This is a genomic window from Alkalinema pantanalense CENA528, from assembly GCF_050753345.1.
In the GTDB taxonomy this organism is placed as follows: Bacteria; Cyanobacteriota; Cyanobacteriia; order Leptolyngbyales; family Leptolyngbyaceae; genus Alkalinema; species Alkalinema pantanalense.
Genome location: NZ_JBLZFX010000076.1, coordinates 11,077 through 28,762 on the forward strand (window position 1 = coordinate 11,077; position 17,686 = coordinate 28,762).

Annotated in this window: 14 protein-coding genes; 10 read left to right on the top strand and 4 right to left on the bottom strand. The window is 48.6% G+C overall.

Annotated elements, in window-relative coordinates:
* Positions 1–309 precede the first annotated feature (309 nt).
* From ACN4EG_RS20080 to ACN4EG_RS20120, 9 genes are all read left to right on the top strand, one after another.
* Positions 310–3,462 carry a PAS domain S-box protein gene (locus ACN4EG_RS20080; RefSeq protein WP_431631967.1) on the top strand — a complete coding sequence of 1,051 codons (3,153 nt, stop codon included), beginning with the start codon at positions 310–312 and terminating at the stop codon, positions 3,460–3,462.
* 233 nt (positions 3,463–3,695) lie between these two features.
* Complete coding sequence (locus tag ACN4EG_RS20085; RefSeq protein WP_431631968.1) at positions 3,696–5,501, top strand: ATP-binding protein; 1,806 nt, start codon at positions 3,696–3,698, stop codon at positions 5,499–5,501.
* 565 nt (positions 5,502–6,066) lie between these two features.
* The gene (locus ACN4EG_RS20090; protein ID WP_431631969.1) at positions 6,067–6,498 is read left to right on the top strand and encodes a response regulator; all 432 of its coding nucleotides are present in this window, start codon (positions 6,067–6,069) and stop codon (positions 6,496–6,498) included.
* A gap of 13 nt (positions 6,499–6,511) precedes the next feature.
* Positions 6,512–7,756, top strand: coding sequence for a sensor histidine kinase (locus ACN4EG_RS20095; RefSeq protein ID WP_431631970.1), 1,245 nt, complete (start codon positions 6,512–6,514; stop codon positions 7,754–7,756).
* Positions 7,757–7,854: 98 nt separating this feature from the next.
* Complete coding sequence (locus ACN4EG_RS20100) at positions 7,855–8,277, top strand: hypothetical protein (RefSeq protein WP_431631971.1); 423 nt, start codon at positions 7,855–7,857, stop codon at positions 8,275–8,277.
* A gap of 12 nt (positions 8,278–8,289) precedes the next feature.
* A complete protein-coding gene (locus ACN4EG_RS20105; protein WP_431631972.1) occupies positions 8,290–8,982 on the top strand; it encodes an IS110 family transposase in 693 nt (230 codons plus the stop codon).
* Positions 8,983–9,672: 690 nt separating this feature from the next.
* A complete protein-coding gene (locus ACN4EG_RS20110) occupies positions 9,673–10,362 on the top strand; it encodes a FeoA family protein (protein WP_431631973.1) in 690 nt (229 codons plus the stop codon).
* Positions 10,359–12,710 (top strand): Fe(2+) transporter permease subunit FeoB, encoded by a 2,352-nt coding sequence (gene feoB, locus ACN4EG_RS20115; protein WP_431631974.1) that lies wholly within the window; start codon positions 10,359–10,361, stop codon positions 12,708–12,710. Before ACN4EG_RS20110 ends, feoB begins: the two co-directional genes overlap by 4 nt.
* Positions 12,707–12,931 (top strand): FeoC-like transcriptional regulator, encoded by a 225-nt coding sequence (locus ACN4EG_RS20120; RefSeq protein ID WP_431631975.1) that lies wholly within the window; start codon positions 12,707–12,709, stop codon positions 12,929–12,931. The genes feoB and ACN4EG_RS20120 overlap by 4 nt, the downstream gene beginning before the upstream one ends.
* A gap of 72 nt (positions 12,932–13,003) precedes the next feature.
* Here ACN4EG_RS20120 and ACN4EG_RS20125 read toward each other — a convergent pair whose 3' ends face one another.
* Together ACN4EG_RS20125 and ACN4EG_RS20130 are read right to left on the bottom strand one after the other, a co-directional pair.
* Complete coding sequence (locus ACN4EG_RS20125; protein WP_431631976.1) at positions 13,004–14,113, bottom strand: precorrin-8X methylmutase; 1,110 nt, start codon at positions 14,111–14,113, stop codon at positions 13,004–13,006.
* On the bottom strand, positions 14,110–14,829 hold the full coding sequence (locus tag ACN4EG_RS20130) for a Uma2 family endonuclease (protein WP_431631977.1): 720 nt from the start codon (positions 14,827–14,829) through the stop codon (positions 14,110–14,112). The genes ACN4EG_RS20125 and ACN4EG_RS20130 overlap by 4 nt, the downstream gene beginning before the upstream one ends.
* 110 nt (positions 14,830–14,939) lie before the next feature.
* On the opposite strand from ACN4EG_RS20130, the gene ACN4EG_RS20135 reads away from it, so the two are divergent.
* A complete protein-coding gene (locus tag ACN4EG_RS20135) occupies positions 14,940–16,859 on the top strand; it encodes a heavy metal translocating P-type ATPase (RefSeq protein ID WP_431631978.1) in 1,920 nt (639 codons plus the stop codon).
* 76 nt (positions 16,860–16,935) lie between these two features.
* Here the strand turns inward: ACN4EG_RS20135 and ACN4EG_RS20140 are convergent, their stop codons facing one another.
* Together ACN4EG_RS20140 and ACN4EG_RS20145 are read right to left on the bottom strand one after the other, a co-directional pair.
* Positions 16,936–17,409, bottom strand: a complete 474-nt coding sequence (locus ACN4EG_RS20140) for a universal stress protein (RefSeq protein ID WP_431631979.1) — start codon at positions 17,407–17,409, stop codon at positions 16,936–16,938.
* Positions 17,410–17,453: 44 nt separating this feature from the next.
* A partial coding sequence (locus ACN4EG_RS20145) for an ISAzo13-like element transposase-related protein (protein ID WP_431630321.1) occupies positions 17,454–17,686 on the bottom strand: 233 nt, incomplete at its 5' end.

Sequence of the window (17,686 nt, forward strand, 5' to 3'; positions counted from 1 at the left end):
ATGAATGGTCTTAAAATAATTTTCCACTAGTGACTAAATTTATGCGGATTCTTCGATGTTTCTGAGCGATCGTTCAGATTGTGACTAGAGCTTCTGACGTGAATTTTATAAGTACTTTATAATTGTGTAGTCAGTCCGTGCGGTAACTTGTTGCAGTCAGACTTTACAGATGGCTGCAACGTCTGATTACAACGTCTGATAATTTTTCATCTACTTTTAAGGCGATCCACTTTTTATAAGGTGCCCCACTTTTAAGCTTCCTGAGTTCTGGCCAAACGTATTTTTCCTCGCAGTAGGAGTTCATCGCCTATGCCCTATTCCTTTGCCCTCTCCTGCTGTCAAAAATTACTCGATCGCATGACTGACATCGCCTGGATGATGGACGATCGAGGCAACCTGAGGCTAACCAATCCTGCGTGGAAGCGGTTTACAGGACAATCAAGCTCAGCGCAAGACCTGGGGGTGTTGTGGGACTGGATTGAACCTAGCGATCTCGATCGCATTCAATTAGCCTGGGCCGCTGCGCAGTTCTCCCAGCCTGTCGTTGAATGTAAGGTTCGGATCAAGAGTGCTGAGGGCCTCTACGAGTGGATGCAGGTCAACCTCGAATTGATGGGGAATGACACGACCAAGGCGGATGGCCAGCAGAGTTTAGAAGACAGCACTGAAAATACCTCCTCCAACATCCCTTTTGCCAATCATCGGGCCTGGGTGGGGGTGGCAATTCGGCTTGGTAGCGGCAATATGCTACCCGGAACCCGGCAATCGAGTCAATTTTTAGAAGCTCTGTTGAACCATGCTTCCGATGGCATTGTGGCTTGCGATGCCCAGGGGCAATTGGTTCTGTTTAACCGAGCGGCACAAATGTTTCACGGGTTGCCCCCAGAACCCATTTCGCCGGAACACTGGTCGAATTATTACGATCTCTATGATCGATCGGGTACCCGTCCATTAGAGGTTGCAGAAATTCCCCTGTATCGTGCCTTGGCAGGCGAAACTGTCATGGGCGAAGAATTTATGATTAAGCCCAAGCAGGGCCAGCCTCGATCGCTCCTATCCAACGGTGCTTGTATTTATAGCGTCATGGGGGAAAAATTGGGGGCTGTGGTTCTCATGCACGATATTACTGCCTATAAACGCGCCTCCGCAGCCCTAGAGCAGAGTGAAAAACGGTTTCGGGCTATTTTTAATCAGACCTTTCAGTTTATTGGCTTGCTCGAACCCGATGGGACTTTGATTGAGGCCAATCAAACCGCCCTGGAATTTGGGGGAGTTACCACTGAAGAAGTCATTAATCAGCCCTTTTGGGATACGCCCTGGTGGCGCAACTCTCCCGAGAACCAACAACAGCTGCGATCGGCGATCGCCCAGGCGGCCCAAGGCGAATTTATTCGCTATGAAGCTGAAGTCATGGGGGCAGATAATCAGGCATTGACGATCGATTTTTCCCTAACGCCCATCCGAGATGACCAAGGCAACGTGACGCTGATTATTCCAGAAGGGCGCGATATTACGGCGATTAAACAGGCGGAAGCATTGCGAATCAGGACAGAACTCTACAGCGAACGACTATCGATCGCCCTGCGAGTGGCTAAGGCCGCTGCTTGGACTTGGGACGTGCAGACCAATAAACTGCATTGGACCCCGGAGTTTGAAGTGCTCTTTGACTACGAGCCGGGTACTGGTCAGCAGACCTATGAGGAATGGTTCGCTCGCATCCATCCCGACGATCGAGCCAGGGTAGAACGGGAAATACAAAAGGCGATTGCCCAGGAAACGCCTGAGTATCACTGTGAATATCGCATCCAGTGGCGAGATGGGCAAATTCGTTGGATTGATGGCGTTGGTGAAATCCATCCCGATGAACAAGGCAAACCCCGATGGATGTCCGGGCTCGCGTATGACATTACCGATCGTAAGCGCAATGAGGAAGCCCTCCAGCGCAGTGAAGAATTTACCCGGCGGATTTTAGAAAGTAATCAAGATTGCATTAAGGTCTTAGATCTAGAAGGCCAGTTGCTCTACATGAATGATAACGGCCAGTCGTTGATGGAAATCGACAATTTCAGCGAGCAAGCGGCCAATCGGTGCTGGCTCCATTTTTGGAAAGGGGAAAACCAAAGCGTAGCTAGAACTGCGCTTGAAGCTGCTAAGGCGAAGAAAGCTGGAAGATTTGAAGGATTTTGTTCGACGGCTAAAGGGACGCCCAAATGGTGGGAAGTTGCCGTGACGCCTATCTTGGGCCCCGACGGGCAGGTGGAGCAGCTGCTCTCGGTTTCCCGTGATATTACCGATCGACGCCAATGGGCCTCGGCACTCCAACAAAGTGAAGCGCTTTTTCGCACCACCTTTGAACAAACAGCCCTGGGCTTTTGTCATGTCTCCCTGGATGGTCGTTGGTTGCGGGTGAATCGAAAGCTCTGTGACATTGTGGGATATCGCCCAGAGGATCTGCTGAAAACGACCTTTCAAGCGATTACAGAGCCGGAAGATCTCCCCAAAGATCTCGCATTGGTAGAGCAGCTATTGAAGCATGAAATCCGTGAGTACTCCTTAGAAAAGCGTTATATCCACAAACAAGGGCATCACGTCTGGGTCAACATCACCGTTACCTTAGTACGGGAAGGGGGGAACCATGATGCCTTAGGAGAACCTCTTTATTTTCTGGCAACGGTTGAAGACATCAGTACCCGTAAACAGTTGGAATTGCAAAACCAGCAACAAACTGAAGAGTTACAACAGATCAACCAATCGCTGGTGATTGCCCAGCAACGGCTCCGGGAACGCAATCAAGAATTGGATCAATTTGTCTATATCGCATCCCACGATCTAAAAGCGCCGCTGCGGGCGATCGCGAACCTATCAGAATGGATTGAAGATGATTTGGTGGGGCAAATTCCCGAAGACAATCAACAACAATTGCAACTGCTGCGCCAACGGGTGCAGCGCATGGATGCTTTGATTGATGGGCTATTGCGTTATTCCCGTGTGGGTCGGCAGGATTTGGAGATTGAGCCAGTGGATGTGGCCGAGTTGGTACAGGAAGTCGTTGACTCGTTAGCGCCTCCCCCGGAATTTAAGATCACGATTACGAGTGTCATGCCCACCCTACGATCGAAGCGGTTATTACTGCATCAAGTATTTGCCAATTTAATGAGCAATGCGATTAAACACCACGATCGTCCGGATGGTCAGATCACTATTTCCTGCCAATTACAGGACGATCGATATTATCAGTTTACGATTGCCGATGATGGCCCTGGAATTCCTGAGACGGAGCACGAGCGGATTTTTGGGATTTTCCAAACCCTCCAATCAGACCATTCGACTGATAATACCGGGATTGGGTTGGCCTTAGTCAAAAAAATCGTGGAAGCTGAGGGAGGCCAGATCGGGGTGCACTGCGCTTTATCTAGGGGCTGTCAGTTTACCTTTACTTGGCCCCAGTCCATCGATCGTTAAATTTTTCTCTGGAATGCTTACTTTTATTAATTGAGAGTACGTCTGAATCATTGCTAGGGATTCAGACAAAGTTTCAGACGGAGATTCATGGGGTGGCCCGGTGGATAATAGGAAAAATTACTTAAGGAAGATGGCAGCGCTTGCAATTTGAAGGCAAGCTTAAGAGAACTTGCTGATTTAATCAATTTTCCTTGTGGGGACAGTTTGGTAAAAAACTATTTTAAGATAATGGGATGCTGAGAACTTTAAGTTGGTTAAATCGGTGGTCTCGCCTCTCCTTAACCTATCGAGGAGCTATTATTGTCACAATTCCCTCACTGTGTTTATTTGCAACAGTAGGCACCTGGTTTTGGACTCGATCAAAAAGTCTGGAAGTGACTGATCGTATTGACCAAGTGCAGGTGCGGCTGGATAAAAGTAATGAGTTGTTAATCACGCTCCTCAATGCAGAAACAGGAGTGCGAGGCTTTTTGCTGAAGAGAGATCCAGCATTTCTTGAACCGTACTACACAGCTAATCAAGCGGTTTCTCAAGCCTTACAAAACTTAGCCACATCAGTCGAAAACAGCACCGACACCAGTTCCGATAGTCGTTTACAGGTGAACACAATTCGATCGCAGGTAGTGACCACGCAACGCCTCATCGACGCGGTTCAAACCGAAACCGATGTCCAAGCCCAAGGTAAGTTGTTGCAGGATAGTAGACAGGCGATGAACAGCCTGCGCCAGGAGATTGCAGCATTTCAAAACAACGAGTATGACATTCTAAAACGTCGGCAAACCGAGCAAAACAACCTACGAACCCTGATTCAAGCCTTACAACGTTTGGCTGTTGTAGCGGGTGTGGTCTCTACCACTGGAGCAATCTACTTGTTTGGCCTGTTGGGGCGAGAACTGAAGCAACGGGAATCACAATTGCAAACACGCAATAGTTTAATCAAAACACTGAGTAACGACATTGTAGATGGGATTGTTGTCCTGGATGTTGCTGGATTTGTGGAAACTGTCAATCCTGCGATCAGCCATATGCTGGGATATTCTCCAACAGAGTTACTGGAATGTCCATTCATTCAAATTCTAGTGGAACCCACAACCCCCCTGCCCCGACCTGTACCACCTTTGCGGAGTTGGCTGGAGCAGCTACCCCGCCTAGGACGCACCTGGCAAACCCAAGCCTATCGCAAAGATGGATCGAGTATCCCGATCGAACTATCCCTCAGTGAAATTCCCGGAGAAAATCAATCGATCGCCATCATTCGGGATGTCTCTGAACAAATTAGCCTCATGCAACAATTGCAACTGCATTTGGATGCATTGGAGCGCCTGAACCAAGCCTTAATCCGTTCTAATTCGTCCCTGGAGCGACGTAACCAAGAGTTAGCCGACTTTGCCTATGCCACGGCCCACGATCTGCGAACTCCTGTGCGTGGCATCGTTACGCTGTCGGAATGGATTGAAGAGGAACTGAGTGGTTACACTTCCGAACAATTATTACATTACCTTCACTTATTGCGTAAGCGTACCCATCGCTTGAATGCACTGATTGATGGACTGTGGGAATATACCAATCTTGGCCAAACGCCCGTTACCCCAGAAGCTGTACAGTTGGATGCGATCGTAGAAGAACTCCAACAAGCCCATCCCTTGCCGGAAGGCTTTGAATTGCAGGTGCATCACCCCGTGCTGACCCTGACAACCTGCAAAGTTCATCTGAAAAAAGTTCTGGAAGAACTCTTAGAGAATGCTGTCAGACACCATGACAAACCTACCGGGCATATTGACATCTTTGCCCATTCTGGAGAAGACATGATTGAATTTATGGTGCAGGATGATGGCCCTGGTATTCCTTCGGCCTACCATACTCGGGTGTTTCGGCTGTTTGAAACCCTAGAACCCCGTGATGTGACTGAAAATACCGGGATTGGCTTAGCGATCGCAAAAAAACTGGTGGAACGGGTCGGAGGCCGTATTTGGATCCAAAGTAATGGTGAACGGGGGACCACAATTCATTTTAGTTGGCCGAAGCAACCAGACGCTTAGTAGACGCTTAGTAGACGCTTAGTAGGCGTTTAGTAGACGCTGAGGGAGAGCTGCGAGCGCCCTGTAGAGAACTTCTCCTAGACTTATCTTTCCTGGAGCCCGCTGTTCTAGAAACCCGCCTAACTCACCTCATAGCCAACGTTTCAGCGCTGGTTCCTATAAATTGCCGGGAAAATGAAAATAATACTTTTGGAAGATAGACAATTATTATAACGTCCTACAATAGAGGAATGCTGTGCAGACAGTCTGTTGGCATACTGGATTTAGGTACATCAACCGATGGAGCATTCCCGGAAACTCTAGAAGTGATGTTCTAGAAGTGATGCACCCGCAGATGAGTTCTAGTCAATCTCTCGACTTTGAGTCAATCTGTGGGAACTACTAAACGGTCAAAACTGAGATTGCCTAGGCAATAGTACAAAGTAACTCAGCCAAGGTGATTCAGCCTAAGGTGATTACTGACTAGATTTCTACCCCTAGATTTCGGGTCTAGACAGTCGTTTCTCAATCTCAACCGTTTGTCGCTATTGCCTTACCTAAGTCCCGTTATCTAGACAAAACTATCATGTTAACCATTGTGCGGAATTTAAGTATCTTACTCGTTGAAGATGATGAAGTAGACGTTATGAACGTTCAGCGGGCGCTGAAAAAGAATAGTTTAGAGGTGCCTCTACATCGTGCCGCTAACGGGTTAGAAGCTTTATCAATGCTTCGTAATGACGCAAAACATTTAACTCGTCCTGGTCATCTTTTGATTTTGCTCGATCTGAATATGCCCAAAATGGGGGGACTGGAGTTCTTGCAAGAGCTCCGTCGGGATCCGAACCTCCGTCATATTCCTGTTGTGGTCTTAACCACGTCGAAGCAGGAAAGCGATCGGGTAGCCGCCTATGAATTAAATGTTGCAGGCTATATCGTTAAGCCAATTACATTTTCGAGCTTTGTTGCAACAATGAATGTCATTAGTCAATACTGGCTACTCTCAGAAATGCCGTAACGTATCTATTATCATGAAAGATGAAACAGTTAATAATGAAAGAAACCCCGCAGAAAAGGTTGATACGAATGGAGATATTACTGTTAAGTCACAGAAAGAAACCTTGAATAATGAAAGTCTAAATATTGATAGTTTAGAACTGGAAATTCTTAAAGTTTTGGTCGTAGACGATGACCCAGTCGATCGTATGGCCGTTCGGCGAGCATTTAAAGGGGCTGACTTTCAGGCAGAGTTGATGGAAGCAGAAAACTGTGCAGTAGCCCTCTCGCTGGTCAGTACCCACGAATTTAATTGTATCTTTGTGGACTATCGATTACCAGATGGTAATGGCCTTGACCTCGTAAAACGGCTTCGTCAGCAAGGAATTCGCGTTCCAATTATTAGTCTGACAGGGCAAAGTAACGATCAAATTGCGGTCGAACTGATGAAGGCAGGAGCTTCAGATTATTTATCGAAATCTACTGTCTCTCCTGGACGATTACGGCAGGTCTTTCAAAATGTTCTGCGGGTATATCACGCGGAAAAAGCTGCCGAGTTAGCAAATCGCCAGCGAGAAGAACTGCTTCGACAGAAGGAAGAATTCATTTCACGCATGACCCATGATTTGCAAACCCCATTGGTTGCGGCAAATCGTATGTTGGAGCTTATTCAAGAAGATGCGTTTGGTGAAGTTCCTGAAAAAGTGAAGCAACGGATGAATGTCATCATCCGAAGTAATAAAGATTTACTGCAAATGGTCCGTAATATTGTCGAAGCCTATACCTATGATGCCAATGCAAAACAATTGAATCTAATTCCTTTTGAAATAACAGAACTAGTTCATGAAATTATTCAGGAACTTGGTTCCCTAGCAAAAGCGAAATCGTTGGAACTGAAGGCGATCGTCATGGATACTGAAGCGCCCCAAGCTAGTTTTGGGTTGAAGGGCGATCGATTGGAATTAAAACGTCTATTGACAAATTTAGTGGGCAATAGCTTGAAGTTTACCGATCAGGGGTCTGTCGTCCTTCAAGTCATGGCTGCTACCCCTGAAACGCCTTGGTTAACGATTCAAGTTCAAGATACTGGTAGTGGTATTGCACCTGATGATCAACCAATGCTATTTGAACGATTCCGACGGGGACAACATAAGCGATCGAATAGCGGATTAGGATTGTACCTCTGTCGGCAAATTGTCGAAGCCCACGGGGGACAAATATCAGTGGAATCGCAAGTGGGTAGCGGTAGTACGTTTACTGTAAGATTACCAACTGCCTAAGGAAATTTTTTAGTCTCTCAAAATAGTGATGCTTGTCAGTAGTGATGCCGTTACTGTTGATATAGATACCTTCCGCAAATATTTGGAGCGTAATGAATATGAAGTTTGCAACCTATGGATTAATGTTTGCCTTGGTCGCGTCCTGTGGACTAGTTTCCTGTTCCAGTACCAATGAGACTCTCAAAAAAGAAGGGGGAGAGGCCATGCAGCAAACTGGAGATGCCCTGAACAAAACCGGGGATGCGATGCAAAAGGATACCAATCGGGCCGTTCAAAAGACGAATGAAGCTGCCAAAGATGCGGGTCAAGCAGTGAAGAAAGAAACGGCAAAAGCAGCCCAGGAAACTAAGGAAGCCGCTAAGGAAACAGGGGAAGCGGTTCAAGAAGCTGGAGATGTGGTTAAGAAGGGAACGGGAGAAGCTGTAAGCAATACTGGAGAAGCGCTACAGAATGCTGGAGACAAGATGCAGAATAGCGGAGAAACGATGAAGAAAGAAACAAGAGAAAACGACCCTCGATAATCAAGTTATCCGTTGCCTAGAACGAGGACATCATACTTATATGTCCTCATTATTGATTTCATAATTGATGTTAGTAAACGCAAATTAGACATTCATGTGCGAGGACACCAGCAAACTTTGCAAGTGTCCAATGATGAAGCAGGATTTAAGAGCCTAGCCAAGCAAATTCCGCCCGCCCATGAAGTTGAGCGGGTGGTGTTGGAAGCGAGTGGAGGGTATGAACGTCAAGCAGCCCTATGGCTGAGTCAACAAGGCTATCCAGTCTGCATCATCAATGCTCGACAAAGTCGTCATTTTGCCAAGGCGTATAATCAACTGGCCAAAACGGATCGGGTGGATGCGCGGATTTTAGCTGAGTATGGCTACCGGATGGAACCGGAGATTCGAGCCCAAGCGAGTGCCGAGCAACACATCAAATGGTTACGGGAACAGATCAAAGAGATTGAATCTGAGATCAAACAACAAGTGAATCAGTGTGAAGCATGGCAACAGCAATACCAGTTGTTAGTCAGTGTACCCGGTGTGGGTGTGGTGATGAGCCATACGATTTTGGCACTGCTACCGGAGTTGGGGCAATTGACGCATAAGCAGATTGCGGCTTTAGTGGGGGTCGCGCCTTACAGTTATGAGAGTGGGCAAAAGAAAGGGCAACGTCATATTTTTGGAGGACGAGCCACGGTTTCGCTTGCTACTGCACTACCTTAAATTTGGGGATGTGCCCGTCCCACAGTAAATCATATTCCTATTCAGCAACGCCACTGAGTTGTGTAGGGGTTGTACAGCCTACCCCTGTTAAGGTGACCATTTGTACTATTATCTTGACCATGAAATGGGCGTTTCAGCCTTCGGTTAAATTATTATTTTTCAAGAAAATTAGTAATTTTTGAGCATGAGCTGCTACCTAAAAATTAGAGATCGCCCAAACCCTTATAGAGCCTGTTTGAAATCTATGGTGAGAACCTTGACTTCCCAAGGCTTTTAGCATGATTTGAGGATATACCTTGAAATGTGCTCCCAGAAGGGATTACGGCAACAATCTCAAATGGGTTCTATAAATCAGGGATAGTACATACGGTCACCTTAACAGGGGTAGTTGTACAGCCTTAAATCTTATTGAGAATCTATTTTTGATAATTGGCAGACAGGAATAAAGGCTGCAATCGTAGCTTTCATCGGTATGACGGGAGTAAACCCAGGAGCAGTTGATTCCTGGTAGGTGGCTCAGCCTATCTGACAAGCTCAGATAGCATCTTCACAATCTCACAGGTGCATTGACCAGGCTAAGGGCGGGCAGCAGGGATGTCTTTCAACAAAACTTAACTCGATTTTATTGAGAATAATTTTAAACTAGCTCTTGCTAGATTATTGAGAAGCTATCTTAACTAGAAAATGTCCATGAATAGTGATGATTTAGTCAGTCATTGGACGGCTGACCGGCAAGCTGACCGTTGGCAGGAATTTGTATATGTCAGCGATGCAGTGATTGAGCCGTCGAGTCAGACAAGCTTGCCGCCAGATGGGGCAGAGAATTCCCTCAATGCCAGAGTTTTTCCGCTGTCTGTGATGCAGGTAGGCGATCGCGTTCGGATTGTGTCGCTCAACTGTGGAGACTCCAACAATCGCCTGATGGGGATGGGATTGATCCCTGGTGCAGTGCTGGAGGTTATGAGCAGCAGGGCAACGGGGTCAGTGATCGTCTCACTGCAAGATCATCGTCTGGGCTTGGGCGCAGAGATGGCAGAACGGATTCAAGTGATAGATGCAGACCAACCTGTAGAGATTCCTCAAGCAATTCCAGCAGCAACGATAGAACCGATGCAAACCACTCCTGATAGTTCCCCCGTCAAACTGCGAGATGCGGCGATCGGCTCGGTGTTACGAGTGATCGGCTATGAACCCACCGCACGAGATTACAAGCGCAAGCTCCTGGCAATGGGTTTAACGCCTGGTACGGAACTGCGGGTAATGCGCCATGCCCCCCTGGGCGACCCAACGGAAATTGAAGTGCGCGACTTTCACCTGAGTCTGCGAAAAGATGAAGCCGATGCCCTGATTGTCACGCCCATTACCGGAGAAGCATCATGACGCAAGCAACGATTGGATTGGTCGGCAATCCTAATTGCGGCAAAACAACGCTCTTTAATGCCCTGACGGGAGCGAATCAGCACGTGGGCAACTGGCCCGGTGTGACGGTCGAACGGAAAGAGGGTAGCTATCGCGCTCATGGTCAGCCCGTGACGGTAGTAGATTTGCCTGGTGTCTATTCGGTGGATGCGGAAGACAGCACCACTGGTTTGGATGAACTGGTAGCACGGGATTACCTGCTGTCCGGTGAGGCGAACGTGATTATTAACATCGTGGATGCCTCTAACCTGGAGCGGAATTTGTATTTGACAACCCAGATTTTGGAAATGGGGGTACCGATCATCCTCGCCCTCAACATGATGGATCTGGCAGCGAAACGGGAAATTCGCATCGATCCCCATCTGTTATCCGATCGCTTGGGCTGTCCGGTCGTTCCCCTCTCTGCCCATACTGGAAAAGGTGTGCCGCAGTTAAAAGAGGCGATTCATCACGCTTTGATGCATCCCACGATTCCCCAGACCTACGTGGCCTATCCCCCGGTGATTGAGGAGGCCCTGGCTGATTTAATTCCAGTGCTGCAAGCGCAAGCGATCGCCAATACTGCTCACATTCGCTGGTTTGCCTTGAATTTGTTGCAGTATGACGATCGCCACCTGCCAGATCTGGGACAGTCCACTCTGCGACGGATTGCCGAGCATCGGCACCGCATCCATCAAACCCTGGGAGAAGATACCGATTTACTGATTGCAGACAGTCGCTATACCTGGATTCGGCATATGATTCAGGGTGTTACCGAACGCACGAATGTAGTGAAACAAACCCTATCCGATCGCATCGATCGCATCGTACTTAATCGGTGGTTGGGGATTCCCATCTTTTTGGTGGTGATGTATCTCATGTTTCTCATTGCCATCAATTTGGGTGGTGCGTTTATTGATTTCTTTGACATTGGCGTAGGCACTATTTTTGTTGGTGGAACGGCACATTTACTCCAACAGATGAATGCTCCTGGATGGTTGATTGGACTATTGGCGGATGGGGTCGGGGGTGGAATTCAAACCACATCTACCTTTATTCCTCAGATTGGTCTATTGTTTATTTTTCTAGCGATTCTGGAAGACTCTGGCTATCTGGCACGGGCAGCATTTGTCATGGATCGGCTGATGCGGTTTGTCGGGCTTCCGGGAAAATCCTTTGTGCCGATGATGGTGGGCTTTGGTTGCAACATTCCAGGCATTATGGCAACCCGGACATTGGAAAATCGGCGCGATCGCCTGATGACGATCTTGATGAATCCGTTTATGTCCTGTGGTGCTCGTCTGCCGGTCTATGCTCTTTTTTGCGCGGCTTTCTTCCCCACTAACGGTCAAAATATCGTTTTCCTGCTTTATATCCTGGGTATCCTGGCAGCCGTCTTTACCGGACTGGTGATGAAGCGGACTCTATTTCGGGGCGATGCCGCGCCCTTTGTGATGGAACTGCCGCCGTATCACATTCCCACAATTAAAGGGGTGCTGATTCGTGCCTGGGATCGGCTCAAGGCGTTCATTACCAAAGCTGGTCGCATGATTGTGGTGATGGTGTTGATTTTAGGCTTAATTAACTCCGTTGGTATGGATGGTTCCTTTGGCAAACAGAATAGTCAGGATTCGATTCTAAGTGCCTTCAGCCGCACGATTACCCCCGTGTTCACCCCAATGGGAATTCAGTCGGAAAACTGGCCTGCGACAGTGGGGCTAATGACCGGAGTCTTTGCCAAGGAAGTCATGGTCGGCACGATGGATTCCCTCTATACCCAACTGGCAGAACAGGCATCGGTAACTAGCAAAGAAGCAGAACCCTTTGATTTTTGGGGCGGCATTGGCAAGGCATTTGCCAGTATCCCAACCAACCTGGCAAAACTGACAGACAGTATTCTTGACCCGCTTGGACTCAGTATTTTGAATGACACTGGCGACCAGAAAGCGGCGGCGGAAGCACAAGAAGTGCACTACACCACCTTTGGACAAATGGAGACCCGATTTGGTAGCACCACTGCAGCGATCGCTTTTCTGCTCTTCGTGTTGCTCTACTTCCCCTGTGTCTCCGCAACAGCAGCCGTCTACCGCGAAACCAATCTGGGCTGGACGGCTTTTGTGGGAGCCTGGACGACTGGACTGGCCTATTGGGTTGCCACTTTCTACTACCAGTTCATGACGTTTAGCCAGCATCCCGGCAGCACGATCGCCTGGTTGGTGGGTCTGGCTCTATTCATGGTCGCAGTGCTGCTGGGATTGAAATGGTTTAGCGATCGTCGCCGCATTCCGCCTCAAAGTCCAAATCGTCAAAGCATGTTGGTTGGTCGATGATTCTGCAACAACTCCAAACTTACCTCCGCACCCATCCCCAAACGTCTCTGGAAGAACTTGCCCGCCAGTTTAAAACCGATGCCGATGCCCTGCGAGAAATGCTGAATTTGCTGATTCGCAAAGGACGAGTGCGTAAACTGGCAGGCAAACAGTGTGGCGGCTGTCATAGCTGTGCTCCAGAGAGTTTGGAACTGTATGAGTGGATTGGTTCTAATTCCTAATTCTTGATGGAGGAGTAATTGAGTCTCCGGTTAGTCTTAACGAACGTTGATGCTAATTGCTGAACAAATCCATTAGGTTTTTAGATAACAATGACAGTCAGGCTTTGCAATAAGCGACTCCGCTAGCGCATTCAATGCTGTGGCTGCCAGCAAACCTCCCCCGAGCGCACCGTCGATCGTGATAAACGGCACCCCCGATCGCATCAGATGTCGTTTGGCAATCGGTGCATGACTGAACCCAATCGGCATCCCGATCACCAGGGCAGGCTGAATCACTTGCTGCTGAATTGCCTGACATACCGCCAGTAAAATCGAAGGAGCGTAGCCGATCACCAGAATGCATCCCTGGGGGCACTGGCTCAACCGCTCTTTCCAGGCGTGTTGTTGCCAGAATGCCTGCTCTGCATCCCCTACCGTTGTGATATGCGGGTCATCAATCAGAGTGAGGGTCTCGCACCCCAGATGGCGTAAGCGCGGTTGGTCCAGGGCGGTTGCAACGACGGGCACATCTGCAACAATCGAACAGCTTGCTTTTAATGCGTCTCGACTGGCGGCGATCGCTCCTTTCCCCACACGGACAAACGGCAACAGACTGACATCTCCACATGCCAGCAACAACTGAGACAGCAGATCCACCTCAATCTCAGAGCGATCGCTCAAATCTGGCAACAACCCTTGCAGCGATTCCTGAAAGGATTCCGGGTGGGTATGAGCTTCGGCATCGATGCCATTCCACAGGTCTTCAAACTGATGTCGATGAGTTTGCGTCTGCGCCTCTAATTGTTTCAAGCTGGCCAGCACTTCTGCTTGAGTGGTTTGACAGGTGCGATCGCGACCTAACAGTCGTTCGAGGGCCGATGCCGTCTGCCGGAGTTGGGTGATTTGCTGAATCACCGTTTGATACTGTCGATGCAGTTGCGTTAGTAGGGTGTTGGGTGCATCATCGTCGGTATCCGTTTCCAGCAGTTTTTGAATATGCGCCAACTGAAACCCCTGCTGTTTCAGGGCAACAATCCGCTTTAGGTGTTGCACATCCGCATCGGTGTAGAGCCGATAGTTTCCGGGCGATCGCGCAGGTTGCGGCAGCAATCCCAACTGGTGGTAATGCCGTACCATCCGTGGCGTAATCCCGCCCCCAGCCGCATCGGTGAGTTCTTTGATGGTTAGATGGGAAGCCGTCATAATTCTGGTTCAATTCTGGCAGCTCGAAGCTGGGCGGCAAGACGTTCGACTCGCTGCCGTTCTTGCTCAATTTGCTCGGTGTCCCACAACAGCAGATTTCCCTGGTCGTCCCACCAGCGTAACCAGTAACCCTCTCGGTGATCTCGTTTCCCTTGCCAAGCTCCCAGAAAAAGCTGCATTTCAGGTATCCAGAAGCGATTCTGCTGATTGGGGGGTTCTAAAGCATACCGTTTTTCCCCGTTCAGGCGGTAGAACTCTAGCATCCCCGTTGCGAGGTCAAAAATGCCGTAGTTGGGCACCTGGAGAATCTGTTCATAGAAGAAGAATTTTCCGGGTGGAAACGTTTCTTTGATGGAATACTCGCCCCCATCGGTGTCGGATAAAAACTCCAGAACCAGGGATGGAATTTCACCCTGGAGCCGAGGAGTATAGCTGCGCTCCACCTCCGATCGCGGCACTGTGATGACGGGAATGTAGGCCCAATCCGGTGCTTTCACCACTATTTTGCTGTTCACCGTGGCGCAGATGCCGTAATTGGTTGGGGTCAAAGCCTGTGCAGGCAGTCGATTGGCAATCCGCAAACTTTCCGTTAAAGCGGCAGCTAAAGCGGGCTGATTAATATTGCCCACAGGGTCATTGGGCAGAGCAAAATCATCGGGTAGCTTTTCCCAGACCACCTCATAGGCAGGGGTTGTTGCGGTAGTGGTGGAAACCATGGCGATCGCATTCAGGGAATCGGGTTCTTTCCTACTGTACCGTATCCATCGCTTGACATTAACATCAATGTCAAGGTTTAGCCTAAGGGCAGGTGTTTTTGATTCTGCCCATGCTCTACCCTGCTCGTCTGACTCGCGTTGCCACCGATCATCCAGATGTCTTGGCAGCATTGCTTTGTGGAATTCTAGTGCTGCTGGGTTGGAGTGCCTTGCACTTCAACTGGCTGGGGTTGGCGTTGTTCCTTCTGCCTGCTGCCTATGTCATTGGCGGATTTGAAAGTGCCCGTGAAGGATTGACCACCTTACTCCAGGAAAAAGAACTGGATGTGGATCTGTTGATGATTGTGGCAGCCCTCGGAGCCGCTTTTCTAGGACTGTGGCGGCAGGAGTACTACCTGATGGTAGATGGAGCTATTCTGATCCTGATTTTTGCCATCAGTGGGGCGTTGGAAGGCTATGCCATGCAACGAACTGAGCGGAGTATTCGTGGCTTAATGAGCTTGACGGCAGATACCGCACGAGTGGTTGTGGACGGGCAAGAACGAACCCTGCCCATTTCAGAACTACAGGTGGGCGATCGCATCCGAATCAGACCAGGAGAACTGATTCCCACTGATGCAGTGATTGTGGAGGGGGAAACTGCTCTCAATGAAGCCGCGATTACGGGAGAATCACTTCCCGTTGAAAAGACGATCGGGGATCAGGTGTTTGCAGGCACGTTAAATGGCTATGGAGCCTTACTGCTGAAAGTCCATCAACCCCCCGAAAGCAGCTTGCTGCAACGGATTATTCGCGTCGTGGAGCAGGCACAGACCGAGAAGCCAAAATCGCAGCAATTTATTGAACGCTTCGAGCGGGGTTATGCCCGTGTGGTTGTTTTAGTGGGAATTCTGCTGGCAATTTTGCCCCCGTTTTGCTGGGAATGGAGTTGGGAAACAACTATCTACCGGGCACTCATCTTTCTCGTCGTTGCGTCGCCTTGTGCGCTGGTTGCTGCCATTATGCCCACACTGCTATCCGGCATTGCCAATGGAGCCAGACAGGGCATTTTATTCAAAAGTGGTGCCCAGTTGGAATTGATCGGCAAGGTCAGGGCGATCGCCTTTGACAAAACAGGAACGTTGACTACTGGCAACCCCCAGGTTTACAAAGTCATTCCAGCCGAAGGATACACCGAAGCTGATGTGGTAAACCTTGCGGCTGCACTGGAAGCCTATTCAGAACACCCCATTGGGCAGGCAATTTGTCAGTATGCAACGAACGTTTTGCCCACAACAGATGTATCCGTGTCCTCCGTTCAAGCACAACCCGGACGGGGAATTACAGGCTTGAGGGGAACGGTTCCCGTTTGTGTGGGAAAAGCATCTTTTGTGCAATCGAGAGTACAGACGGTTCCGACAGATTTGCTGACCCACACTAATTACCTAGAACAGGATGGCAAAACGGTGGCTTGGGTCGCTGAAGCAGGCAGCGTGGTTGGATTAATTGCGATCGCTGATACCCTTCGACCCGAAGCAACCGTTGCGATCGCCCAACTCAAACGAATGGGTGTTGAAGCGATCGTGATGTTAACAGGGGACAATCAACAAACAGCAAACAGTGTGGCGCGATCGATTGGAATTGACCATGTTTATGCAGAATTGCTACCAGAGGAGAAGCTTCAGTTTATTCAAAAACTCCAGCAGCAATATCAAACGGTTGCAATGGTTGGAGATGGCATTAATGACGCGCCTGCACTGGCTCAAGCTACCGTTGGCATCGCAATGGGAGCTGCCGGAAGTGATGTTGCGCTGGAGACCGCAGACATTGTTTTGATGACCGATCGATTGGAAAAAATTGTCGCAGCCATTTGCCTGGGACAGCGTTCTCAAACTGTTGTCAAACAAAATATTGCGTTTGCGCTCAGTTTCATTCTGCTACTGATCACTGCCAATTTTATTGGCAATATTACGTTACCGCTTGGTGTGATTGGACATGAGGGGTCTACAGTCCTGGTTATTCTGAGTGGATTGCGCTTGTTAAGTAACTAAAAGAATAGGTGTGAAATCAAATAAGTTGTAAACGTCAAGTGCGTTAAAAGCCAGAATAGCCTAAGTTAAGATCAATTCACTCGGCTGTTGCAATGATATGAACATCAATATTTTTGAGCGATCGCAACAGTTTATGGGTCAGCGACCCACGCAACATTAATCTCCATCGAGATCGTTGGCTTTCCCCAATTACAATTTGGGTGATGTAATAGTTTTTGGCAGCTTCTGCGATTGCTTTTGCTTTATCCTGACCACTCACTCGGATAAACTCTCCACCAAACTCTTTACAGAGTCTTTCACACGTTTCAATGTGTAAACTTTCCGCTTTATTTAGGAAACGATCCGGATCATCTACAAATAGACAATAGAAAGGAGCGTGCATATATCCAGCAATTCGAGCACCACGTCGAATCAATTGAACGGCTTTTGGGTAGGTTGAAACACAAACCAAAACACGTTCATGAATATTGCAGTAAGAAGCATCAAATTTTGAGCCGTTTGCATTTTCTTCGAGAACTTCTTCCTCAATATTATCTGCTACTTCTCGCAAGGCGAGTTCCCTTAGAGCGCTCCAAGAAAAAAGTCATCCAATGGTTAGGCACTGACCGCTGGAATCTCGACGAACCATTTTTCCAGTCCAGGTAAGCGGTGCCATTGCTTCTCTAGTTCAGCCATGGCTGCTTGCGTCAATTTAACGCCAGTTTTGTAAACCTTTGAGACCAATTGCACCACCGGTCGATTGCCTCGAAATTCTAAACTCCTAGCAAAATTCAAGACGGTATCCACACTATCGAGCAACTCTCCATTCCAGTGTTGTTCTAACCAGC

Coding starts and splice junctions, on each gene's coding strand:
- ACN4EG_RS20080 (WP_431631967.1), top strand. CDS start 310: ATGCCCTATTCCTTTGCCCTCTCCTGCTGTCAAAAATTACTCGATCGC.
- ACN4EG_RS20085 (WP_431631968.1), top strand. CDS start 3,696: ATGCTGAGAACTTTAAGTTGGTTAAATCGGTGGTCTCGCCTCTCCTTA.
- ACN4EG_RS20090 (WP_431631969.1), top strand. CDS start 6,067: ATGTTAACCATTGTGCGGAATTTAAGTATCTTACTCGTTGAAGATGAT.
- ACN4EG_RS20095 (WP_431631970.1), top strand. CDS start 6,512: ATGAAAGATGAAACAGTTAATAATGAAAGAAACCCCGCAGAAAAGGTT.
- ACN4EG_RS20100 (WP_431631971.1), top strand. CDS start 7,855: ATGAAGTTTGCAACCTATGGATTAATGTTTGCCTTGGTCGCGTCCTGT.
- ACN4EG_RS20110 (WP_431631973.1), top strand. CDS start 9,673: ATGAATAGTGATGATTTAGTCAGTCATTGGACGGCTGACCGGCAAGCT.
- feoB (WP_431631974.1), top strand. CDS start 10,359: ATGACGCAAGCAACGATTGGATTGGTCGGCAATCCTAATTGCGGCAAA.
- ACN4EG_RS20120 (WP_431631975.1), top strand. CDS start 12,707: ATGATTCTGCAACAACTCCAAACTTACCTCCGCACCCATCCCCAAACG.
- ACN4EG_RS20125 (WP_431631976.1), bottom strand. CDS start 14,113: ATGACGGCTTCCCATCTAACCATCAAAGAACTCACCGATGCGGCTGGG.
- ACN4EG_RS20130 (WP_431631977.1), bottom strand. CDS start 14,829: ATGGTTTCCACCACTACCGCAACAACCCCTGCCTATGAGGTGGTCTGG.
- ACN4EG_RS20135 (WP_431631978.1), top strand. CDS start 14,940: ATGCTCTACCCTGCTCGTCTGACTCGCGTTGCCACCGATCATCCAGAT.